This is a genomic window from Streptomyces sp. NPDC048389, assembly GCF_040706335.1.
Lineage (GTDB): Bacteria > Actinomycetota > Actinomycetes > Streptomycetales > Streptomycetaceae > Streptomyces.
Map to the genome: position 1 here is coordinate 1 of NZ_JBEZKP010000003.1, position 21,729 is coordinate 21,729.

The following is a 21,729-nucleotide window of genomic DNA, read 5'->3' on the forward strand; positions in this document are numbered from 1 at the left end:
TCCCAATCCCCCCCCGGCCCTCTGCCCCCCGCCCCCACACCCCACCCGGGGCCGCCCGCCGCCCGCCCCCCCCCCCCGCCATCGTGCGGGGGGGCGGCCGTCGCCGTTTCGGCGACCGTGAACGCCGGGGCCGCGCAGCCGCGGCCTCGCCGGCCGTGAGCCGGTAGGGCGCGGGCGCCGCTTCGTGCCGCCCGGCACGGCGGAGCGCTGGGCCGGCACGGCGGAGCGCGGAGCGGGCAGGGGGACGTGGATCGTCGTTCCCTGCCCCGGGCGGGCCCCCGGCGGAACGCGGTGGCTGGTGCCGCCCGACGGCAGAGGGACCCTCAACGATCCGATCTGCTCGACCAGGCCCTGCGCGAGGCCGCGGCCTCGCTGGCAGCGAGGGACGAGCAGCTCTGCTTCCCCGAGTTTTCGGTCTCCGCGTCGGGTTACCCGGTCCGATGGATCTTTCGGTCCGTCTGACGGAGAAGGGAAGCCGATGCGCGCACTGACCGTCCGCCCGCACGTCAAGAATTCGCTGGAGGTCCGTGACCTGCCCGAGCCGGTCCGTCAAGAGGACCGGCTCCTGGTGGACGGTCTTGCGATGGGGGTCTGCGGCACGGACAAGGAGATCGTCGACGGCTCCTACGGCTGGGCACCCCCGGGTCGTGACCGGCTGGTGCTGGGGCACGAGTCGCTGGGGCGGGTTCGTCAGGCACCGCCGGACAGCGGGTTCTCGGCCGGTGACCTGGTCGTGGGAGTGGTGCGTCGGCCGGACCCGGTGCCGTGCGGGGCGTGTGCGCGCGGCGAGTTCGACATGTGCCGCAACGGTCGTTACACCGAGCGGGGCATCAAGGAGATCGACGGGTACGGCTCCCAGGCGTGGTGTGTCGAGACGGACCGTGCGGTGAGGCTCGACGCGCGACTGGAGCGTGTCGGGGTGCTGCTGGAGCCGACGTCCGTGGTGGCCAAGGCGTGGGAACAGGTGGAACGGATCGGCAGCAGGTCGTGGTTCGAGCCGGAGCGTGTGCTCGTGACGGGTGCCGGGCCGATCGGGGCGCTGGCGGCGCTGCTCGGCGTGCAGCGCGGCTTGGAGGTGCACGTGCTGGACCGCGTCACCGAGGGTCCGAAGCCGTCGCTGATCTCGGCGCTGGGCGCGACGTACCACACGGAGAACGCCGAGAAGGTGGTCTCGTCGCTCCGCCCGGACATCGTGATCGAAGCGACGGGGGCGGCCGAGGTGGTGTTCGAGGCGATGTCGGGTAACGCGCACTACGGCATCGTGTGCCTGACCGGCGTCTCGCCCGCGGGCCGGAAGCTGACCGTCGAGGCCGGCTCCATCAACCGGGAGATCGTGTTGGAGAACGACGCGGTGGTGGGTTCGGTCAACGCCAACCTGCGGCACTACCAGCTGGCCGCGGAGGCGCTGGCGAGGGCGGACCTGTCGTGGCTGGAGGGATTCATCACCCGCAGGGTGCCACTGGACCGGGCCGGCGAGGCGTTCACGGCGCGGCCCGACGACATGAAGGTGGTCATAGCCCTCGACGCATCGGCCGGTGCGGCATGAGTGCTCCTCTGATCGTCGTCACGGGCGTGTCGGGGGCGGGGAAGACGACCATCGGTCAGAGGCTCGCACAGCGTCTCGCCGTGCCCTACGCCGAGGCCGACGACTTCCATTCGCCGCAGAACGTCGCGAAGATGCGGGCCGGCGTTCCCTTGGACGACGAGGACCGCCGTCCGTGGCTCGACGCGATCGCCGCATGGCTGACCGAACACGCCGGCCGTGGAGGTGTGGTCACCTGCTCGGCTCTCAAGCGCGGCTACCGGGACCGGTTGGCCGCCGTGTCGCCCGACGTCTTCTTTCTCCACCTCGACGGCTCGGCGGAGCTCATCGCGGGCCGGCTCGCGGCACGCAAGGGCCACTTCATGCCGACGTCCCTCCTGCGGTCCCAGATCGATGCCCTGGAGCCGCTGGAGGACGACGAGTCCGGTGTGGCGATTCCCATCGACGGCACGCCCGAGGAGACGGTCGCTCTGGCATACGCCGCCGTCAGGGAGCGGTGAGCGGCCGGACACGGCGGTTGCCGGCGGGTGCTCGCGACGGGCATGAGCCCACCTGTCGCGAGACGTGACACGTCGGATACATTGAGTAGTCGACTCCCGTGATCGAAAGTGGTTGAGCATGGCGGCAGTGCACAGGCCCGGCATCCCGGCGGTGGCAGGCGACGGTCCCCTTGTGCGGGCTGTGGGCCGCTCATGATGCCGGAGTCATCGACCAGAACCGCCCGCGCTGCGGAACCTCTCGTGTCGCCGGTCGGATCGCACAACGAGTGGGACCCGCTGGAGGAGATCATCGTCGGGCGTCTCGACGGCGCGACGATCCCCTCCAGCCATCCGGTGGTGGCCTGCAACATCCCGCCCTGGGGCGCGCGGTTGCAGGGGCTTGCCGCCGGTTTCAGATATCCGCGCAGACTGGTCGAGCGGGCGCAGCACGAACTCGACGGCTTCGTCGATCTTCTGCAGTCCCTGGGTGTCACGGTCCGGCGCCCGGACCCGGTCGACCACAGGCAGCGCTTCTCCACTCCCGACTGGTCTTCGCGCGGCTTCTGCAACACCTGTCCGCGCGACAGCATGCTGGTGGTCGGTGACGAGATCATCGAGACCCCGATGGCCTGGCCGTGCCGGTACTTCGAGACCCACTCCTACCGCGCGGTCCTCAAGGACTACTTCCGGCGCGGCGCGCGCTGGACTGCGGCGCCGAGGCCCCAACTCACCGACGCCCTGTTCGAGCCGGACTTCCGCGTCCCCAAGGCCGGCGAGCCCATGCGCTACATCCTCACCGAGTTCGAGCCGGTGTTCGACGCGGCGGACTTCGTGCGTGCGGGGCGGGACCTGTTCGTCACGCGGAGCAATGTCACCAACCGGATGGGTGTGGACTGGCTGCGCCGCCATCTCGGCCCCGGCTACCGCATCCACGAGATCGAGAGCCGCTGCCGTACGCCGATGCACATCGACACGACGTTCGTCCTGCTCTCGCCCGGCAAGGTGATGGTCAATCCCGAATACATCGACGTCGACCGCCTGCCCGACGTCCTGAGCTCGTGGGACGTCCTGGTCGCGCCGGACCCCGACCCGATCGACGAGCGTCTGCTCAAGCTCACTTCGCTGTGCGGCAAGTGGCTCAGCATGAACGTACTCATGGTCGACGAGAAGCGGGTGATCGCGGAACGGCACCACACCGGGATGCTGCGCACTCTCGAAAAGTGGGGTTTCGAGCCGATCCCGTGCGACATGCTGCACTACGCGCCGTTCGGCGGATCGTTCCACTGCGCGACGCTCGACATCCGGCGCCGCGGCACGCTGGAGTCGTACTTCGACTGACGGGGCGGTGGGACGCCGCCCGGCCGTCCTTCCCGCGGTCCCAGCCTCTCCGCTCCGGCTTCATGCCCCGCCGGGCCGGAATGCGACAGCGGGTCGGCCGTGCGAGCGTGTGGTGATGAAATCGCCCCGTCGCGGGGCGTTCATGGGCAGTGAATGAGGACGAGCCCTCCGGGTACTCGTCGACCGTCGACCCGACCGTTCGAAGTCCCGGGGAGCGTTCTGTGTTCGAGTGCAACGACATCAGAGAATGGCGCGGCCGGGACGTCGTCGACACCGGCGGCGACAAGATCGGCACGCTGGAGGCCGTCTATGTCGACACAGCCACCGACCTGCCCGCCTTCTGCACCGTGAAGATCGGCCTCCCCACCCGTCATCGACTGGCCTTCGTGCCTCTGTACGACGCGCGGGTCGGCCCCGACTACGTCCAGGTCGCCGTGGCCAAGAGGCTGGCCAAGAGCGCGCCCGCCATCGATCTCGACGGGGTCCTGCGGGCCGAGGACGAGCCTGCCGTCTATCAAGTACTACGAACTGGACCGCCGGACCGGTACCGGCGGCGAACGGCGACTGGCACGACGCTGACCGGCACACCACCACGTGTGTGAAGCCCGCGAGAAAGGCACCACGATGTCCCTCTTCCTGCTCCTCGTCCTCGCCGCGGTCATCCTGGGCATCATCGGTGTCGTGGTCGAGGGCCTCTTCTATCTGTTGATCATCGGCGTCGTCGTCTTCCTCGCCGCCGTCCTTGTCCTCGGCCTTCGCATGGGACGGCGCACGGGACGCAATCCGCGCTGAGAGCGATCCGGGCTCCGTGGTCCACGGCAATCCGGTGCTTTCCCTGCTTTCCCTTGCGCAGAGCGTGCACCACGTCGTCGAGGACGGAGGACTCCGCGGAGCCCGGACCCGGCCCTCGGCCTGTCGCGGTACGGAGGACCGCGTTGGCCGACGCGCCGGGCAGGCCGGGCCGGGCGCCGTGCCGCCGCACCCGCAGGACACGGCCCCGGCCGCCGCGCGCCGTCCCGGTCACGAAGGCGGCCGGACGACGCTGTCGGTACGCCGTACGGGGCCCGGCCGGCCCTGGCCCGGCGTTCGGCGTACGCGGGCTGGGTGCCCCGGCCGGGTGGGTGTGGCGGCGCGGCGGCCGCTCCGCGCCGATGGCGGGGGATGCGGCGCGCATAGGTATCCGGAGGGCGGCGGGCCCGTACCGACGGACGGGCCGGAAGAAGGACGGCGGCCAGCCTCGCGATGTTAGGTTAGGTAAGCCTAACTTGAGGAGTCCTGATGGTCTTTGCCAAGGCCCGTCCCGCAGGCCCGAGCAACGCCGAGCGGATCCGCTCCGTCGTCGCCGCTGCCGGTTCCCTGAGCCTGACGACGAACGACAACACCTACGACCTGTTCGCGATGCACTCCATGGACCGCTCGGGCCGGCTTCTGCTGCACGCGCCGGCGGAGAGCCCGTTGGCCGTCGAGGCCGTGTGCGCGCCTCACGGAGTGCTCGTTGCGCTGCTGGAGTTCACGGACATCGCCCCCACCGCGGTCCGTGACCGGGTCCGGGCGCGCGCCACCCTCGCCGGCCGGCTCACGCCGTCGGAGACCCGGACCGCGGCCGGCGTCCTGGTGCTCCGGCTCGATGCCGTGCGGGCGAGCATCCAGCGGCACGGGCCCGTCGAGCACGTCGGCCCGGACGACCTCCGCCGGGCCGAGCCGGACGTGCTGGCGAGCGCGGAGGCCGCGATGCTGCACCACCTCGATGACGACGACCGGTACGTCGTGGCGCAACTCGCCCGCCTGGCCGACCCGCTGCTCCTGCGCGGAGCCGTCCGTGTCGTGCCCTTCGCGCTGGACCGCCACGGGCTCACCCTCCGGTACGAGTATTCCTCCGGGCACGCGGACCACCGGATCTCGTTCCCGGCCCCGGTGCGGGAAGCGGCCGAGGTCGGCCGGCAGGTGGAGGTCCTCCTCGGCCGGGTCCGAGCCCGTACGCGCCGGCGCGGAGCCGACCGGCCGTGAGCGGGAACGGCGAGAGGCGCCCGGTCTGTAGCTACGGGCCACTCCTGGGGCGGACTTCGAGACGGCCGATTTCAGGACGGCGGGCTTCCGAGGGGGGCCGACGCCGTGGCAGGGGCCGCCGGTAGGGTGACGGATCATGACCGTTGCGCGTTCCGTGGCACTGTTCGTCGTCGCCGCCCTCTTCGAGATCGGCGGTGCCTGGCTGGTGTGGCAGGGCATCCGTGAACACAGGGGCCGGCTCTGGATCGGCGCCGGTGTCATCGCCCTCGGCCTCTACGGCGTGGTGGCCACCCTGCAGACCGACGACAACTTCGGGCGCGTCCTCGCCGCGTACGGCGGGGTCTTCGTGGCCGGGTCGATCCTCTGGGGCATGGTCGCCGACGGCTACCGGCCCGACCGCTACGACGTGATCGGCGCACTGGTGTGCCTGGCCGGGATGGCCGTGATCATGTACGCGCCCCGCGGCCGCTGACGGGGGAGCGATGCCGTGAGGGCATCTCCCGGGCGGGATCTCAGGCCCTGGCCGCCAGGCGGGCGTCGAGCGCGTCGACATCGGGGACGAACCAGATGTGGTCGGACCGGTTCGACTCATGGACAAGGGCGCGCAGGGCCGAACTGGCTTCGAGGTGTTGGGAGATGTCGCCGACGACGGCCAGACGGAGCCGGTAGTTGACGAACTTCTGCATGATCTCGCCCGCGAAGCGGGTGCCCAGCGAGAAGAACTCCTCGTCCAGCCGCTCCGCGGGCACGGCCACCATCTCGGCGCCGAGGAAGGCCGAGCCGATCAGGTCCAGCGCGTCCTGGGTGGTGGCCACCTTGGGCCCCGCCGGGTCGCACATCAGGACCTGTACTCCGCTTCGCTCCTCCACGACGTCCGTCACTGGGGCCTCCCGTTCGCGCGCAGATCGCCGGCCTGTCCGACGCGCCAGCCGACTCAGTCACATGATGAGTGCGGTACCCGGTATGCCCGCATGCTTCCGGCCATACATTACTCATCGGTATGTCGTGACTTCCAACACGAGCAGCAGTAGAACGTGTTCCCATTCACGAAAGAGTGAGGAACATCACGTGAACTCCTCCGCCTGGCAGGACCGACCCGTTCGGGGTGTGTCCCGCCGTGACCTCATCGCTGGAACCGGGTCCCTTCTCGGCGGTGCGGTCCTCGCCACCCGCACGACAACGGCGGCCGCGCACCCAGCCCCGGCGGCCACCGCGCCCATCCCCTGCGGTGCGCATGTCCCGGCCCTCGTGATCGGCACCGGATACGGCGGCTCCGTCGCCGCGTTACGCCTGGCCAGGGCCGGTGTCGAGGTGCACATGGTCGAGATGGGCATGGCTTGGGACACGCCCGGCCCCGACGGCAGGATCTTCGCCAACACGACCGCGCCCGATCACCGGTCGTTCTGGCTGCGCACCAGGACCGCACAGCCGCTGAGCAACTTCCTCGGCTTCCCCCTCGACAAGGACGTCCCCCGGTACACCGGGATCCTGGACGCGGAGGAGTTCGGCGGCATCACGGTCTACCAGGGCCGGGGTGTGGGCGGAGGCTCGCTGGTCAACGGCGGTATGGCGGTCACGCCTCGGCGGGAGAACTTCCCGGCCGTCCTGCCCACCGTGGACGCCGACGAGATGTACGACGTCTACTACCCGCGCGCCAACGCCGGCCTCGGGGTCGGCCAGGTGGACCAGGGCTGGTGGGAGAGCGCCGACTGCTACCGGTACGCCAGGGTGGGCCGTAAGCACGCGCAGCGTGCCGGCTTCCCGTTCGTCTTCGTGCCCAATGTGTACGACTGGGACTACATGGAACAGGAAGCGGCCGGCGCCGTGCCCCGGTCGGCGTTGGCGGGCGAGGTCCTGTTCGGCAACAACCACGGCAAGAAGTCGCTGCAGAAGACCTACCTCGCCCGCGCCCTGGCCACGGGTCGCGTCTCCATCTCACCACTCCACAAGGTCACTTCGGTCGCCCCGGCGGCCGCCGGCTACACCGTCCTCATCGACCGGATCGACACCACCGGAGCCGTCACCGCCACCAAGACCGTCACCGCCGACAAGGTGTTCTTCGCGGCCGGCAGTGTCGGCACCAGCAAACTGCTGACCAGGCTCAGAGCCACCGGTGCGCTGCCCGCCCTCAACGAAGAGACGGGCAGGGGCTGGGGCGACAACGGCAATGTCATGTGCGGCCGCGCCAACCACATGTGGGACGCGACCGGCAGCCTCCAGTCCGCGATGCCCACGGCCGGCATCGACAACTGGGCCGCCGGCGGCGTGTTCGCCGAAGTGGCACCGCTGCCGACCGGTATCGAGACCTACGCCTCGTTCTACCTGTCGATCACCAGGAACCCGCACCGGGCCGCGTTCTCCTGGAACCCCACGGCCGGCAGGGTCGACCTCGACTGGCGGACCGCGTGGAAACAGCCGTCGGTCGACGCCGCGCGGACGATCTTCGACAGGATCAACGCCAAGGAGGGCACCGTCTACCGGACCGACCTCTTCGGCGCCTGCAAGATCTGGGGCGACCACCTCACGTACCACCCGCTCGGCGGCGCGGTGCTGGACAGGGCGACGGACAACCACGGCCGGCTGCACGGCTACCGGGGGCTGTACGTCATCGACGGTGCGCTGATCCCCGGGAACACGAGTGTCAATCCGTTCGTCACCATCACGGCACTCGCCGAACGGAACATCGAGGAGATCATCGCCAAGGACCTGTGAGCGACCGCGGCCCGCCGGACCTCAGTGCCCGGGCAGCGTGCACACGGCATCCAGACCCAGCACATGGTTGAGGCGGCCGAACGCCAGCCAGGAGCCGATGCTCATGCTCAGCTCCACGATCTCGAGCTGACTGTAGTGCGCGGTCATCCGCGCCCAGAACGCGTCGTCGAGACCATGATGATCAAGGGCGTACCGCTCGGCGTACTCGGCGGCCAGCCTGGTGCGGTCGTCGAAGGCGTCGGTGGTGCGCCACCGGGTCACCGCGTCGGCGAACGATTCCTCGACCCGCTGCCCGTCGCGATCGGTCCGCCAGTCGAGGCAGAACAGACATCCGTTGATCTGTGCGATTCGCAGCCGCGCGGCCTCGAACTCCCGCAGTCCCAGCGTCGTATGGGCGTAGACGGCCAGGGAGAAGCCAGCGGCGGCGGCCCCGATGCCCGGGACCATCTCGCCCCACACGTACTCGATGGGGTTCCTGCCCTCGGGGACGTCGATGTTCACTGCGGTCTCCTTCCGAGTCGGCCGGCTGCGGGGCGCAGCGGGACGTCGAGCGCGTCGTACAGTCCGGGGCCGGCGTCGGCCAGCCAGTCGACCGCGTTCACCAGCCGGCCCACCGCGGTGGCGTTCCCGCCCGCGGACCGGTTCTCGTCCTCGTCGGTGGCCGAGACCGTGACCTCGATCCGCGGCCGGCCCTCGATGATCACCCGGTGGGCGCCCGCACCGTCGGGCGGCGAAGGCCAGCCGGGCGCGCAGGACGGATGGATACGGGTGATGTGCTCGACCACGATGCGGGGCTCACCGCCGACGATGCCCTGCACCTCGAAGCGCACGGCGCCCTGGGTCCCTGCCTCGAACCCGCCCATCGACCTGGTGCTCACACGGGTGTCCAGCGGACACCGGTCCACGGTCTCCCGGATCTCGTCCACCTCGGCGCCGAGCGCTCTCGCCATCAGCCGTATCTGCCCGCCCCACACCATCGTCGGGACGGACGGCGCGAGCATCAGGGGCTCGTACTCCATCGGCTGCCCCATGCCGATCAGGTAGCGGACGGCGTCGGGCCGGTCGTACGTGGAGTAGTCGAAGATCTCCTGGCAGCGGACGGCGTCCACCGTGGTGCCGAGCCCGCTGATGAACAGCGGCAGGACGTCGTTGCCCCAGCCGGGGTCGACGCCCGAGACGAACAGCGAACCGCCGCCCTCCTCGATCGCGGCCAGTACCGGCTCCCGCAACTCCGGGGGTGCGCTCCGCCGGTCGTAGAGCGCGTACAGCGACGGCGTGACGACCACTGCTCCGGCCCGGATCGCCCGCAGGACGTCGGCGAGGGCGTCGCCGGGGCGGATGTCGCCCGACGCCGCGTACACCACCGCGCGGGGACGGGCGGCCAGGACCGCGTCGGCGTCGTCGGTGGCCGTGACTTTCAGCTCCCGTCCGAGACCGGCGAGTTCGCCCGCGTCCTTCCCGATCTTCGCCGGGTTGCGCACCACCACGGCCGCCAGGGCGAGCGCCGGATGGGCTGCCACGGCGCGGATCGCCGCGCGACCGACATTGCCCGTACCCCACACCACCGTCGGAATCATGCGGCGGAGGGTAGCGCCGGGGTCCGAAGGTTCCCAGAGCCGCGCACCGGGCAATGGAGCCGGACGGCCTGCGTGCCCGGGCCTTGGCCCGACGTCGGTTCACGCAACTCTGCGAAAGCGGCGACATCGCGGGCGCCCTCGCGACATCGACCCGCGGAGGACTTCCGGCGGTCCCCACCGACAGCCAAGGAGGATCCCGCGGGTGGACGTCCCTTTTCGTGCCGGCAGCCGTCGGCTTCGGCGCCGCGGGTGCGGCCGCGCTGACGCTCGGCACCGGCGAGTGGGGCTCCGGCGCGGCCCTCGCCGCCCCGCCGATGAAGAGCGACCCCTTCTCACTCGGTGTGGCCTCGGGGGAGCCGATGCCCGACGGCGTGGTGCTCCGGACACACCCGGCCCCCGACCTGTACGCCCCGGACGGCCCGGGCGGCATGCCCGCGAAACCCGTCCGCGTCCACGACGAGTCGGCCCACGACAAGCGGTTCCAGGTCGGACGGATAGCGGCGCGACCGCACGGCGAGGAGCCCGGCCCCTGTACGGATGCTGTTGCGGCATCCTGTACGGGGCCGGGCTCCTGGGACGCGCTGTGCGCCGGGGTGGTCAGCCCCTGCCGCGGCTCGTGAGGAGATCGCGGACCCGGTCCACCATGCCCATGCCCGGCGCCAGGAGCTTGTTGGCCGGCGGCGTGTCCGGGGCCGAGGGGTGCGGGCGGGTCGGCGCGGTCTCCTTGGCCCGGCGGACCTTCTCTCCCAGCTCCATCAGGAAATCGGGCTTGCACGACTCGGCGAGCAGCGGGAACAGCCGCTTCTCCTCGTCGGAGACGTGCGAGGTGACCGACGACTTCAGCTGTCCGATCAGGGTGTCGAAGCGAGGGTCGCCGGCCTCGCAGCCCTCCAGCTCCTTCAACAGGCGTTCGACCTCGGCATGGTCGGCGACCTCCTGGTCCGCCAGGTCGTCACCGTCGTCCACGAAGCGGCGGACCGCGGGATACAGGTGCTCCTCCTCGGCGACCGAGTGCCGCACGAGTTCCTTGGTCAGCTCGTCCGCCAGTTCTCGGCGCCTCGGGGCCCCGGGGCCCAACGCGTCGATCTCGGCGAACAGCTGGTCGACCTCGCGGTGGTCGGCCGTCAACTCCTGGATGACGTTTCCGCCGTGTCCCATGTCCTGGCGTCCTCTCTCGCTCGCTGCGAAGAATCCCCCCACGGGTTTGGCTGCCCCGCCTCATCGGCGACCCTAACGCGGGTGCCCGGCTCCGGCGCGCGCACCGGGCGGCGGCCACCCGGTGGATTTCACCACCGGCCCGGCTTTGTCCGCGGAGTGCGTCCGCGCGCGTCAGGCCACGTCAGGGAGGGCGGGGCGCAGCCTCGTACCGAGCAGCTCGCGGTGCAACTCGGCGACCGGGCCCAGCAGGTCCGGATGGCGCAGCAGGGAGGCCGCCCGCCGGTCGCTCTCGTCGGGCGAGACCAGACGCCTGTACACGCCGGGGACGTCCTCCTCGAGCCCGGCCACCGCCTCGGCGGCGAGCTCGGGGCTGCCCAGCAGACAGGCCGCCCAGCTGGCCACGACCTCGTCCACCCAGCTGCGCCAGGCATCGTCCTGCGGTGTGTCGGCTCCGGCGTGGCCCGTGTCGCTCAGACCGTCGAGCCTGCCCGAGCCGCCCGGCCCGGCCAGGGCGGCCAGCGAGGCGTCCATCGGCGTCGGATACCGCAGGAGTGCGGCGACGGTCACCGCCTGACGCGCCTGTGCCTCGCACAGCGCGGACGCCATCGCGCCGCCGACCGCCGGGTAGGCGCGGGTCAGCCAGGTGGTGGTCGCCGCTATGAGCGGCGACAGGTCAGCATGCACAGAGGGCCGCCCGTTTCGAGAAGGGTGAGGCTTCGAGAAGGGGTGAGGCTTCGAGAAAGGGTGAGGCGAAAGTACCGCCGCCGTCCGCTGGGGCAAATGACGCACGTCACGCCGCAGTGCCACATCTCGGCCGTACTACATCTCGTCGGCGTACGGCGGCTCGGCTCCCGCCTTCGCACAGGTGAGCGCCGCTGCTCTGGAGGCGAGGCCCAGCACCTCGCGCCAACCGCCCGGTGACAGCGACGCCACGGCGTCCGGCGACAGCAGGCTCCGCTCGGCCAGGGCGTGCAGCAGCGCCGCGTTCACCGTGTCGCCCGCCCCGATGGTGTCCACCACCTCCACCCGCTCGGCAGGGACGGACACGGCCTCGCCGCCACGGGTGAAGGCCGTCAGCCCGTCCCCGCCGTGCGTGATCACGACCGCGGCGGGACCGGCGGCCACCAGCTCCCGGACGTCGGACCCGAGCCAGTCGGCGTCCTCCTCGCTGAGCTTGAGCAGCGAGACGTGGGGGAGCCAGCTCCTGAACCGGGCCCGGTAGGCGTCCGCGTCCGGGATCAGGCCCGCCCGGATGTTCGGGTCGAGTGCGATGAAGACTCCTCGCGCGGCCTCCCGTCGCATCAGCTCCTCGTAGGCGCTCGCGCCCGGCTCCAGCACCAGAGAGCAGGTGCCCAGCGACAGCGCACGGGTGGTGGCGGGCAGTTCGGCGGGCAGCTCGAAGAGCCGGTCGGCGGTGCCCTCCATGTAGAAGGTGTAGGCCGCGGCACCGCCGGTGCCGATCGACGCGACGGCCAGCGTGGTCGGCTCCGGCCCGCGCTGCACGAGTTCGAGCCCGACGCCCTCCTCGCGCAACCGCTCGATCAGCGAGTCGCCGAAGGCGTCGGTGGAGATCCGCGAGCAGAACGCGACCCGGGTGCCGAGCCGGCCGAGCGCGATCGCGGTGTTGTACGGGCCGCCGCCCCGGACGGGCAGCAACGGCGCCGGCGGACCACCGCCGGGCTGCGGTACCAGGTCGATCAGGGCCTCACCGGCGACGACGATCACGGGGGCGTCTCCTTCCACAGAGGTGTCGGGGTCTGTCATGGGGGTGCCGGTGGCAGTCACGCGGGAGGTCGCCCTTGGGCAGGCGGCAGGCCGGCGGCGGCGCGGACGACGACGGCGGCCGCGGGGGCGGTGTCGAGAACGGGGGCGGTGGAACGGGCGGCGCGGCCGAGCATGAAGGCGCCCTCGAGGAGCGCGATCACGGCGGTCGCCGTTGCGCGGGGCTCGGCGATGCCACAGGAGCCGTAGTAGCCGGCAAGGGCCTCGGTCCACGAGGTGAACGCCTCCGCGGTGGCCAGCCGCAGCGTCTCGTTCGTGCCGGCGACCTCCATGGCGATGGTCGCGACGGGACAGGGATCGGCGAAGTCGAGGTCGAGAAGCGTCTGCGCGGCCCCGGTGAACGCCCGGGCGGTCGTTTCGGCCGGGCCGTCGCCCCCGTCCTGGAACAGGTCGGTGATCAGTCCCAGATATGCGGCGCCGGAGGCGCGGACGACCTCCTCGCCCAGTTGCGTCTTCCCGCCGGGAAAGAAGTGGTAGGCGGAGCCGTAGGTGGCGTCCGCCGTCGCCAGGATCTGCTTCATGCCGGTGGCCGAGTAGCCCTGGCGCCGGAAGAGCTCGGTCGCCGCGGTCAGGATGCGCGCTCTGGTATCGCCCGTCGTTCTCATCTCGGCCAGTCTCTCACTGGATCGATCAATCCAGTAGGGGGTCTGGCGGATGCCGATGTCGGAGATCGAGTTGAGTGCCGGAACCATCGCGTACAGGGACACCGGCGGAAGCGGCGAGGTCGTCGTCCTGCTGCACGGCCTCGCCTTCGACGCCTCGGTGTGGGACCGGGTGACGGACGATCTCCGCACAGACTTCCGTGTGCTCGTGCCCGTCCTGCCGATGGGCAGCCACCGCACACCGATGCGTGCCGGCGCCGACCTGTCCGCGCAAGGTATGGCCGACCTCCTGGCCGAGTTCCTCGAACGGCTCGACCTGCGGGATCGCGGACCGGCGGATCCGGCGGGATTTCGCAGCCTTCCTGCGCAGCACGCGCAAGGACGCCTATCTGCGGGCGGGTGAGCGGCTGCGCGGGTTCCGCGGCCCCGCGCTCGTCGCGTGGGGCGCCGAGGACCGCATGATGCCGCACGCGACCGGCCGGCGGCTCGCCGCCCTGCTGCCCCGGGGCGCGTACGTCGAGATTCCCGGCGCCCATACCCTCGTGCCGCTCGACAACCCCGACGCACTCTGCGCCGAACTGCGCCGCTTCATCAAGGAGTCACCCGGCTCACGCCGCCAGGACCCGGCGGGCTGACACAGTGGCTGCGTGATCCCGCGCAACCGCCGTGATCCCGCGTACCTCCGTGGAAAGGACGCACCTGTGATGAGAGCGACGCCGCTTTTCACCGGACTCGACGCGCGGCTCCCCGCGCTGCGGGAGATCTACCAGGACCTGCATGCCCACCCGGAACTGGCGTTCCAGGAGGTGCGTACCGCGGGCGTCGTCGCGAAGCTGCTGCGGGCCCAGGGCTGGGAGGTCACGGAACGCGTGGGCGGTACGGGCGTGGTGGGCGTGCTCGGAGCCTCGGCCGGGCCCGTCGTCCTGCTGCGGGCGGACATGGACGGCCTGCCCGTACTGGAGGCGACCGGGCTGCCCTACGCCTCCACGCGGACCGGGGTCGACGCGGACGGCGCCGAGGTGCCGGTCATGCACGCCTGCGGGCACGACATGCACGTCACCTGCCTGCTCGGCGCGACCGCTCTGCTCGCGGCGAACCGGGACGCGTGGCGGGGCACGGTGGTCGCCGTGTTCCAGCCGGCAGAGGAGGTCAGCGGGGCGCAGGCCATGATCGACGACGGGTTCCGAGAGCGCTTTCCGCGCCCCGACGTGTGCCTGGCCCAGCATGTGGCACCCATCCCGGCGGGAGTCGCCGCCACCCGGCCCGGCGTCGTCATGGGTGCCTCCGACAGCTTCTTCGTGCGGCTCTTCGGCCGCGGCGGTCACGGGTCCGCGCCGGAGAACACCGTCGATCCGGTGGTGATGGCGGCCGCGCTCGTGATGCGACTGCAGACCGTGGTGTCCCGGGAGGTGGGGGCGAACCAGGCCGCCGTCGTCACGGTGGGCTCCCTGCACAGCGGAACCAAGGAGAACATCATCCCGGACACGGCGGAAATGAGGATCGACATCCGCAGCTCCGACCCGGCCGTACGCACCCGCGTGCTCGCTTCGGTCGAGCGGATCGTACGGGCGGAGGCGCTTGCGGCCGGCGCGCCGAAGGAACCCGAGATCACCCCGCTGAACAGCTTCCCCCTCACGCTCAACGACACCGGTGCGACGGCCACGGCGACGGCGGGGCTCGAAGCGGTGCTGGGTGAGGGCCGGGTGTGGACGTTGCCGCAACCGATCACCGGCAGTGAGGACTTCGGCGCCTTCGGGGCGTCGATGGGGGTGCCCTCCGTGTTCTGGTTCCTCGGCGGCGCGGAGCCGGGCCTGTTCCCCGACCCTTCGCCGGCCGTGCCGGCAGGCGCTGGACTGCCGCCGGGGGTGCCGTACAACCACTCGCCGCTGTACGCCCCCCTCCAGGATCCGACCATCGAACTGGGCGTCCGGGCACTCCTGGGCGCGGCGGGGCAGTGGCTCGTACGCGGGGGCGCGGGGTAGCGCCCGTCCCGGGCCGCTGTCTTGGACCCTCTGCGCGGACTTCCCACCGACCCTTGACGGCAGCGGCGCTCTCCGCGGCTGCCGCCGCGACCTCCATGCGAGAACCCAGCGCTGACGGACCGCCCTCCACCGCGAACGGCATGGAGGAGGCGAGCGTGACGGCTTTCACCTGTCCACGTTCAGCTGCCCGTGGAATGGAGGAGGCGAGCGTGATGGCCTTCGCCTGCCGGCGCCGTAGCCGCACGCCCGCAGATCGGGGCGGTGACCGAGCTCACCGGCGACCTGCTTGGTGCGCTCCCGCGTCCGAGGGGCGAGCTTGCCGAGCCCGTCGAGGGCGTGCGAGACCGTGGTCCGCGACACTCCTGCGACGCGTGCGACATCGGCGATCGTCGGCGGTCCCGAGCCGGACCCGGAAGTGGGCATCTGCGCCGACGCTCCTCGCATACGGGACGGGGGACACGACCACTTCGCCGACCTGCCACACGCCGGTGGCGGCCGGAGGACCTGTACGGGCGCGCAGTGCTTCCTGATCTCCACCCTCGTGCTTTCATCATGCTTGCTCTTGTTCATAACTTCGGCCTTATGAACATCTATTGACATGCCCGCGCCGGTCCCGTCAGAGTCTTCCCCGCCAGTGATGCCGAATCGCGGACCGAGGAGCGTGCCCTCATGCCCGAAATTCCCGCAGTCTCACGCCGCTTGCTTCTGGGAGGAGCTCTGGCCACCGGAGCGCTGGCGGCCGGTGTTGGATCCGCGCAGGCGGCACTGCTCGCCCAGGACACGGCGGCACCGGCTCCCACACCACGGCGCCGGCCGGGTCAGAGGTCCATGATCGATGTGCCCTACGACGTCCACAGGGCCGTCCGCGTCGGTGTGATCGGGCTCGGGAACCGGGGCTCAGGGATGAGCCGGGGCTGGTCCGCCGTCCCCGGCTGCATGGTGACCGCCGTGTGCGACATCCGCGCCGACCGGGCGAAGCGCACCGCCGACCGGCTGGCCGCAGACGGGAAGCCCCGCCCGGCCGAGTACGGCGGCGCCGACGAGTCCTACGCGCAGATGCTGCGGCGGGACGACATCGACCTCGTCTACATCGCCACGCCCTGGGAGTTCCACTACCGCCAGGGCAAGGACGCCCTGCTGGCAGGCAAGCACGTCATCGTCGAACTGCCCATCGCCACCGAGCTGGACGAGCTCTGGGACCTCGTCGACACCTGTGAGCGCACCCGCAGGCATCTGATGCTCGCGGAGAACTGCTCCTACGGGCGCAACGAGCTGGCGATGCTGAAGATGGCGCACGAGGGCCTGTTCGGCGACATCACCAACGGCCACGGCGGCTATCTGCACGACCTGCGCGCCCTGCTCTTCTCCGACACGTACTACACCGACGCCTGGCGGCGCCTGTGGCACACCCGCAGCACCGCCTCCTTCTACGCGATGCACGGTCTCGCACCGGTCGCCGCGGCCATGGACATCAACCGCGGCGACCGCATGACGGTGCTGCGGGCCACCGCGACAGCGCCCAGGGGCCTCGCCGACTACCGCGAGCGGTTCGTCCCGAGGTCCCACCCCTCGTGGAACGAGACCTACGTCAACGGCGACCTGGTCACCTGTCTGATCGACACCGAGAAGGGCCGCGTCATCAGGGCCGAACACGACGTCAGCTCGCCCCGCCCCTACAGCCGGATCAACAGTCTGGCCGGCAGCCGGGGCATCTTCGAGGACTACGCGGGCGTCATGGCGACCAGCGGGGGGCGCGTCTACGTCGAGCCCGACCACAGCGGCCACACCTGGAGGTCGTTCGACGCGTACCGCAAGGAGTTCGACCACTGGCTCTGGAAGAAGATCGGCGACGACGCCGCGAACAACGGCGGCCACGGCGGCATGGACTACGTACTGCAATGGCGCACCGTCCAGTTGATGCGGGCCGGACTCGTTCCCGACATCGACGTCTACGACTCCGCGGCCTGGTGCGCGCCGGTGCCGCTGAGCGTCAAGTCCCTCGCGGCGGGCGGCCGCCCGGTGGAGATCCCCGACTTCACCCGGGGGTCCTGGGTGAATCTGCGCATGGGGCTCGACTCCCGCACCTCCGAGATGCCCCCCGTCGCCTGAGTGACACCACTCGGGCGCCCGAACGTAGGAGCAGTCAGTGAGACCAGCCGGACTGATCACGTCTCTCAGAGCCATGGCGGTGGTGGCGGCGGCAGCGCTGCTGGTCCCCGCGTCCGCCGCGGTCGCGGCCGAACCGGAACCCGCCCCGGCCGCCGCGGCGACCGAGGTGACGATCTCGCCCGTCGACCTGGACGGGCCGGCCGTCTCGACGGTGAAGGTGACCGTCAAGAACGCCGGACCTCACCGGATGCGGTCCCTGCGCGTGTCATTCGCCGGGCCGGTCGGCTGGGCCGTCCAACCGTCCGTGCGCGGCGTCGACGGCACGTTCGCGGCGGGCGCCACAGCCGCCGCAGAGTTCCGGATCCGGGTGCCGGAGCAGCGGCCGGGATTCACCGTGCGGACCTTCACCGCCACGGCCACCTACAAGGGCGGGGACGGGGCCGGTTCCGCGACGGGTACCCGGGCCCAGGCCGGCGGCACCCCGCTGGCGAACCTCGCCGCCGCCTACAACAACGTGGGCGTCACCGACGAGAGCAACACCACGCCGGGCGACTACGACGGCGACGGCAACAGCTTCTCCGCGCAGAAGCTCGCCGACGCGGGGCTGACGCCCGGCAGCCGGGTTGAGGCACTGGGCGCCCAACTGACCTGGCCGGACACGGCACCGGGCACCAAGGGCAACGTCTCGAGCGCCGGGCAGGCGATCAGCGTGAGCGGCCAGGGCGGCAAACTGGTCTTCCTCGGCTCCGGTGTCACCGGCGCGGCGGTCGGCAGCGCCACCGTGTACTACACGGACGGCACCAGCGACACCGGCTCGTTCGGCTTCCCCAACTGGTCCTTCGACCCCGCTGACGCCCATGGCGCGACACTGGTCGCCTCGTCCGACGGCCGCAACCGGCCCGGCGGGTACGGGAACGCGGGCATCGCCTACCGGATCTTCGCGCACTCGATCCCGCTGGACCCCGAGAAGCAGGTCGAGTTCGTGGTCCTGCCGAGCAACGGGAACGTCCATGTATTCGACATGGCGATCGCTCCCTGACGTATCCGCGTGACCGTGGCCCGTGCACGCCGGCGGCCCGTGCACGCCGGTCGGCCGCACGAGGCGCGGCGGCCACCGGCGACCGCGTCGTCGGACGGCCGGGTCGGACGGCGGCCGGGTCAGACGGCGTGGACTTTGATACCGGCCTCTGCGAGCCGGGCCGCCATGTCGGCGGACAGCGCCGAGTCGGTGACCAGGACGTCGACGCGGTCCAGCCCGCAGATTCTGGCGAAGGCGCGCTTGCCCATCTTCGACGAGTCGGTGACCACGATGACGCGGCGCGCCCGCTCGGCGAAGAGCCGGCTGATGCTGGCCTCGTCCTCCTGGTGGGTCATCAAACCCAGCCGAGGGTCGACACCGTCGACGCCGAGGACGGCGACGTCCAGAACGACCTCGTTCAACACCCCCACCGTCAGGGGACCGACGAGTTCGTACGTCTGGGGCCGGGCCACACCGCCGGTGACCACGATCTTGATCTGGGGTCGCACGGCGAGCTCACCGGCGATGTTGAGCGCGTTGGTGACGACGGTGAGCGAGGGCCCGGACGCGTCCGACGAGTCCCGCCGCCCCGTGCCGCTGCTGCCGCCGCCGGCGCGCAGCGCCAGCGCTCTCGCCACCTCGGTCGTCGTCGTCCCTCCGTTGATGCCGACCACGTCGCCCGTGGCGATGAGATCGGCGACGGCCGCGGCGATGCGCTGCTTCTCGGAGGCGTGCCGGGAGGACTTGTAGCGCAGCGGCAGCTCGTAGGAGACGCCGTGCGCGACGGCCCCGCCTCGGGTGCGGACCAGCATTCGCTGCTCGGCGAGCTCGTCGAGATCCCGCCGGATGGTCGCGGGCGACACCTCCAGGGCCGTCGCGGCGTCGTCGACGTCCAGCCTGCCCTCTGCGGCCAGCAATTCCAGCAGTCGGCTCCACCGCTCATGTTTGGACATTGTGTCGGACTCCTTCGGGCATCGGTCCTGCGCTCTCGACACGCTAAGGGACGGGGGAGCGAGCAGGTGAGCGAGGGCATCACGGCAACGTTCGCACAACGGCCACTGGACCCGGCGTCCGTGCCTGCCGGATACTGCACGAATCGATGAATGCTCGATATTGTTTGCAAGCCTCGCATAGTGCGCAGCTTCGTGCAGGTAGGGTGGGGGTGGTCGTGGTGAACAAGCGAATGTTCGCCTTCACCGAACGTCAGGTGGTGTCCCGACCCAGCGCCGGTCCGGTGCAGCAGACCGGCTTCCGTCCCGCCGAATCCGCACTTCACCCTCCGCGCTTCGCCCCCCGCACTTCCCGACCGCCCGCACCTCCCGAAGGAGTACGCACCGTGTCCGCCGACACCTCCTCCCGCACTTCGGCCGAGATCGCCACCCAGCCCGCCGTATGGCGGCAGGCCGCCCGGTCACTGCCGCGGCACGTCGCGGCTCTGCCCCGCCGGGGGGAGCGCGTCGCCGTCATCGGCTGCGGCACCTCCTGGTTCATGGCCCAGTCCTACGCCGTCCTGCGGGAGGGCGGCGGCCACGGCGAGACCGATGCCTTCGCCGCCTCCGAGTTCCCGCACGGCCGCCGATACGACCGCGTCATCGCCATCACGAGGTCCGGCACCACGACCGAGGTCCTCGACCTGCTGCACCGGGTGAAGGGCACCGTGCCCACCGGCGCGATCACCGCCGACCCCACGACCCCCGTCATGCGGGCTGCCGACGCCGTCGCCGTACTGGACTTCGCCGACGAGGAGTCCGTCGTCCAGACCCGGTTCGCCACCGCCAACCTCGCGCTGCTGCGCGCCCATCTGGAGGCGGAGGACGCAATGTCCGCCGGCGTACGGACCCTCGACGCCGCGATCCGGGACGCCGAACGGGCTGTCGCGGAGCCGCTCGACGCCGCCTTGTGCGGTGCCGAGCAGTTCACCTTCCTCGGCACCGGCTGGACCTGCGGCCTGGCACTGGAGGCCGGGCTGAAGATGCGGGAGGCCGCCGGAGCCTGGACCGAGGCGTACCCGGCTATGGAGTACCGCCACGGGCCGATCAGCGTCACCGGCCCCGGCCGCGTCGCCTGGGCGTTCGGTCCGCTTCCGCTCGGCTTGGCGGACGACGTGGGGCGCGTCGGCGGCACCCTCGTCGCCGACTCCACCGGCACCGGCACCGGCCCGGACCTCGATCCGCTCGCCGACCTGGTGCGCGTCCAGCGGCTCGCGGTCGTCCTCGCCGCATCACGCGGGCAGGACCCCGACCGGCCCCGCAACCTCACCCGGTCCGTCGTCCTCGAGAACAGCCGTGCCTGACGACCCCGACGCGCCCGGCCGCCCGGTCGCCGCGCCGCGCGACCGCACCGGGGCGGGAGACCCCTGTGCAGCCATGCTCGCGGCGGGGCTTGCCACCGGCGTGCAGTGGCCCGACATTCCGGGCGAGGCCGTGGCCCTGGAGGCCGTGGCCGTGCTGGCCGTGCCCCGCTCCGCGGCCCGCGACCGTGCCGCCGGCGTCAGCCGCCGTTTCCGTACCGCCGCCGTATCCGTGGAGGAAGCCCATGCCGCTCACGCACACTGACGACATCGTCCGTTCCGCTGCCGAGGACGGCGTGGGTGTCGGCGCGTTCAACGTCGTGCAACTGGAGCACGCCGAGGCGATCGTCGGCGGGGCGGAGGCGGCGCGGCGGCCGGTAATCCTGCAGATCAGCGAGAACACCGTCCGCTACCACGGCTCGCTGGAGCCGATCGGACTCGCGACGCTCGCCGTCGCCCGCGCATCGAGTGCCCCCGTCGCCGTCCACCTGGACCATGCCCGGTCCACGGAGCTGGTGCAGGAGGCCGTCGAACTCGGCTTCACCTCCGTGATGTTCGATGCCTCCGAGCTCCCGTACGCGCGGAACGTGGCCACGACCCGCGAGGTCACGGTGCGCTGCCACGCGGCGAACGTATGGGTCGAGGCGGAGCTCGGCGAGGTAGGAGGCAAGGACGGTGCCCACGCCCCCGGCGTACGCACCGATCCCGACGAGGCGCGCGACTTCGTCGCCGCCACCGCCGTCGATGCCCTCGCGGTGGCCGTGGGCAGTTCGCACGCCATGCTCACCCGCGACGCCGTCCTCGACTTCGCGCTCATCACCCGACTGCGGGACACCGTGAGCGTGCCGCTCGTCCTGCACGGTTCTTCCGGTGTCGCGGACGCGGGCCTCACGAAGGCCGTGGAGGCGGGTATGACGAAAGTGAACGTCTCCACGCACTTGAACAAGGCGTTCACCCGGGCTGCCCGTGGCTGCCTCGAAGCCCACCCGGAGACCGTCGATCCCCGCACATACCTCGGACCCGCCCGCGAGGCCGTCGCCGCTGAGGTGGCCCGGCTGCTGCGCGTACTGGACGGCGGGCGCGGACAGGGGGCGGTGCGATGAGCGGGGCAACGGTGCCGCGATTCCCGGGA

At 71.4% G+C, this 21,729-nt stretch carries 22 protein-coding genes and 4 pseudogenes; 17 read left to right on the plus strand and 9 right to left on the minus strand.

Annotation, left to right across the window (positions count from 1 at the left end):
- Window positions 1-181 precede the first annotated feature (181 nt).
- The 8 genes and pseudogenes from AB0903_RS03175 to AB0903_RS03210 form a co-directional block, all read left to right on the plus strand.
- Window positions 182-462 (plus strand): annotated as a pseudogene (locus tag AB0903_RS03175) (hypothetical protein); the annotation flags it as partial.
- Between the two features lie 16 nt (window positions 463-478).
- Window positions 479-1,546: a glucose 1-dehydrogenase gene (locus tag AB0903_RS03180; protein WP_366698432.1), complete on the plus strand. Its 1,068-nt coding sequence runs from the start codon at window positions 479-481 to the stop codon at window positions 1,544-1,546.
- Entirely contained in the window at window positions 1,543-2,043 is a 501-nt protein-coding gene (locus tag AB0903_RS03185; RefSeq protein WP_366698434.1) for a gluconokinase, read from the plus strand. Before AB0903_RS03180 ends, AB0903_RS03185 begins: the two co-directional genes overlap by 4 nt.
- Before the next feature lie 192 nt (window positions 2,044-2,235).
- A complete protein-coding gene (locus AB0903_RS03190) occupies window positions 2,236-3,360 on the plus strand; it encodes an amidinotransferase (protein WP_366698436.1) in 1,125 nt (374 codons plus the stop codon).
- 221 nt (window positions 3,361-3,581) lie between these two features.
- Window positions 3,582-3,939, plus strand: a pseudogene (locus tag AB0903_RS03195) (PRC-barrel domain-containing protein).
- A 45-nt stretch (window positions 3,940-3,984) separates the two neighbouring features.
- Window positions 3,985-4,152, plus strand: a complete 168-nt coding sequence (locus tag AB0903_RS03200; RefSeq protein ID WP_366698438.1) for a hypothetical protein — start codon at window positions 3,985-3,987, stop codon at window positions 4,150-4,152.
- Between the two features lie 486 nt (window positions 4,153-4,638).
- A complete protein-coding gene (locus AB0903_RS03205) occupies window positions 4,639-5,367 on the plus strand; it encodes a DUF2470 domain-containing protein (protein ID WP_366698440.1) in 729 nt (242 codons plus the stop codon).
- Window positions 5,368-5,503: 136 nt separating this feature from the next.
- Complete coding sequence (locus tag AB0903_RS03210) at window positions 5,504-5,839, plus strand: YnfA family protein (RefSeq protein ID WP_366698442.1); 336 nt, start codon at window positions 5,504-5,506, stop codon at window positions 5,837-5,839.
- Window positions 5,840-5,879: 40 nt separating this feature from the next.
- On the opposite strand, the gene AB0903_RS03215 is transcribed toward AB0903_RS03210, so the two are convergent.
- Entirely contained in the window at window positions 5,880-6,248 is a 369-nt protein-coding gene (locus AB0903_RS03215; protein ID WP_366698444.1) for a DUF4180 domain-containing protein, read from the minus strand.
- Between the two features lie 187 nt (window positions 6,249-6,435).
- Between AB0903_RS03215 and AB0903_RS03220 the strand changes: the two genes are divergently transcribed.
- A complete protein-coding gene (locus AB0903_RS03220; protein ID WP_366698446.1) occupies window positions 6,436-8,079 on the plus strand; it encodes a GMC oxidoreductase in 1,644 nt (547 codons plus the stop codon).
- A 21-nt stretch (window positions 8,080-8,100) separates the two neighbouring features.
- On the opposite strand, the gene AB0903_RS03225 is transcribed toward AB0903_RS03220, so the two are convergent.
- Window positions 8,101-8,580, minus strand: coding sequence for a carboxymuconolactone decarboxylase family protein (locus AB0903_RS03225; RefSeq protein ID WP_366698448.1), 480 nt, complete (start codon window positions 8,578-8,580; stop codon window positions 8,101-8,103).
- Window positions 8,577-9,656, minus strand: coding sequence for a dihydrodipicolinate reductase (locus tag AB0903_RS03230; protein WP_366698450.1), 1,080 nt, complete (start codon window positions 9,654-9,656; stop codon window positions 8,577-8,579). The genes AB0903_RS03225 and AB0903_RS03230 overlap by 4 nt, the downstream gene beginning before the upstream one ends.
- A gap of 218 nt (window positions 9,657-9,874) precedes the next feature.
- On the opposite strand from AB0903_RS03230, the gene AB0903_RS03235 reads away from it, so the two are divergent.
- Window positions 9,875-10,276, plus strand: a complete 402-nt coding sequence (locus AB0903_RS03235; protein ID WP_366698452.1) for a hypothetical protein — start codon at window positions 9,875-9,877, stop codon at window positions 10,274-10,276.
- On the opposite strand, the gene AB0903_RS03240 is transcribed toward AB0903_RS03235, so the two are convergent.
- The 4 genes from AB0903_RS03240 to AB0903_RS03255 form a co-directional block, all read right to left on the minus strand.
- Entirely contained in the window at window positions 10,254-10,814 is a 561-nt protein-coding gene (locus AB0903_RS03240; RefSeq protein ID WP_366698454.1) for a hemerythrin domain-containing protein, read from the minus strand. The two genes, AB0903_RS03235 and AB0903_RS03240, sit on opposite strands and share 23 nt — an antisense overlap.
- Window positions 10,815-10,985: 171 nt before the next feature.
- Complete coding sequence (locus AB0903_RS03245; protein WP_366698456.1) at window positions 10,986-11,498, minus strand: hypothetical protein; 513 nt, start codon at window positions 11,496-11,498, stop codon at window positions 10,986-10,988.
- Window positions 11,499-11,633: 135 nt separating this feature from the next.
- Window positions 11,634-12,539 (minus strand): carbohydrate kinase, encoded by a 906-nt coding sequence (locus tag AB0903_RS03250; RefSeq protein ID WP_366698826.1) that lies wholly within the window; start codon window positions 12,537-12,539, stop codon window positions 11,634-11,636.
- A gap of 56 nt (window positions 12,540-12,595) precedes the next feature.
- The gene (locus AB0903_RS03255; protein WP_366698458.1) at window positions 12,596-13,201 is read right to left on the minus strand and encodes a TetR/AcrR family transcriptional regulator; all 606 of its coding nucleotides are present in this window, start codon (window positions 13,199-13,201) and stop codon (window positions 12,596-12,598) included.
- A gap of 55 nt (window positions 13,202-13,256) precedes the next feature.
- Here AB0903_RS03255 and AB0903_RS03260 point away from each other — a divergent pair.
- Window positions 13,257-13,833: pseudogene (locus AB0903_RS03260) on the plus strand (alpha/beta hydrolase).
- A 69-nt stretch (window positions 13,834-13,902) separates the two neighbouring features.
- The gene (locus AB0903_RS03265; protein WP_366698460.1) at window positions 13,903-15,180 is read left to right on the plus strand and encodes an amidohydrolase; all 1,278 of its coding nucleotides are present in this window, start codon (window positions 13,903-13,905) and stop codon (window positions 15,178-15,180) included.
- A 64-nt stretch (window positions 15,181-15,244) separates the two neighbouring features.
- Here AB0903_RS03265 and AB0903_RS03270 read toward each other — a convergent pair.
- Window positions 15,245-15,603 (minus strand): annotated as a pseudogene (locus AB0903_RS03270) (LacI family DNA-binding transcriptional regulator); the annotation flags it as partial.
- A gap of 246 nt (window positions 15,604-15,849) precedes the next feature.
- Between AB0903_RS03270 and AB0903_RS03275 the strand changes: the two are divergent.
- Together AB0903_RS03275 and AB0903_RS03280 are read left to right on the plus strand one after the other, a co-directional pair.
- Complete coding sequence (locus AB0903_RS03275; protein ID WP_366698462.1) at window positions 15,850-17,289, plus strand: Gfo/Idh/MocA family oxidoreductase; 1,440 nt, start codon at window positions 15,850-15,852, stop codon at window positions 17,287-17,289.
- Window positions 17,290-17,326: 37 nt separating this feature from the next.
- Window positions 17,327-18,328 (plus strand): NEW3 domain-containing protein, encoded by a 1,002-nt coding sequence (locus AB0903_RS03280; RefSeq protein WP_366698464.1) that lies wholly within the window; start codon window positions 17,327-17,329, stop codon window positions 18,326-18,328.
- A gap of 119 nt (window positions 18,329-18,447) precedes the next feature.
- Here the strand turns inward: AB0903_RS03280 and AB0903_RS03285 are convergent, their stop codons facing one another.
- The gene (locus AB0903_RS03285; RefSeq protein ID WP_366698466.1) at window positions 18,448-19,260 is read right to left on the minus strand and encodes a DeoR/GlpR family DNA-binding transcription regulator; all 813 of its coding nucleotides are present in this window, start codon (window positions 19,258-19,260) and stop codon (window positions 18,448-18,450) included.
- A 383-nt stretch (window positions 19,261-19,643) separates the two neighbouring features.
- On the opposite strand from AB0903_RS03285, the gene AB0903_RS03290 reads away from it, so the two are divergent.
- The 3 genes from AB0903_RS03290 to AB0903_RS03300 are packed head-to-tail and all read left to right on the plus strand — an operon-like array spanning window position 19,644 to window position 21,700.
- Entirely contained in the window at window positions 19,644-20,600 is a 957-nt protein-coding gene (locus AB0903_RS03290) for an SIS domain-containing protein (protein WP_366698468.1), read from the plus strand.
- Entirely contained in the window at window positions 20,593-20,862 is a 270-nt protein-coding gene (locus AB0903_RS03295) for a hypothetical protein (RefSeq protein ID WP_366698470.1), read from the plus strand. Before AB0903_RS03290 ends, AB0903_RS03295 begins: the two co-directional genes overlap by 8 nt.
- The gene (locus AB0903_RS03300; protein ID WP_366698472.1) at window positions 20,843-21,700 is read left to right on the plus strand and encodes a class II fructose-bisphosphate aldolase; all 858 of its coding nucleotides are present in this window, start codon (window positions 20,843-20,845) and stop codon (window positions 21,698-21,700) included. Before AB0903_RS03295 ends, AB0903_RS03300 begins: the two co-directional genes overlap by 20 nt.
- Window positions 21,701-21,729: the final 29 nt, after the last annotated feature.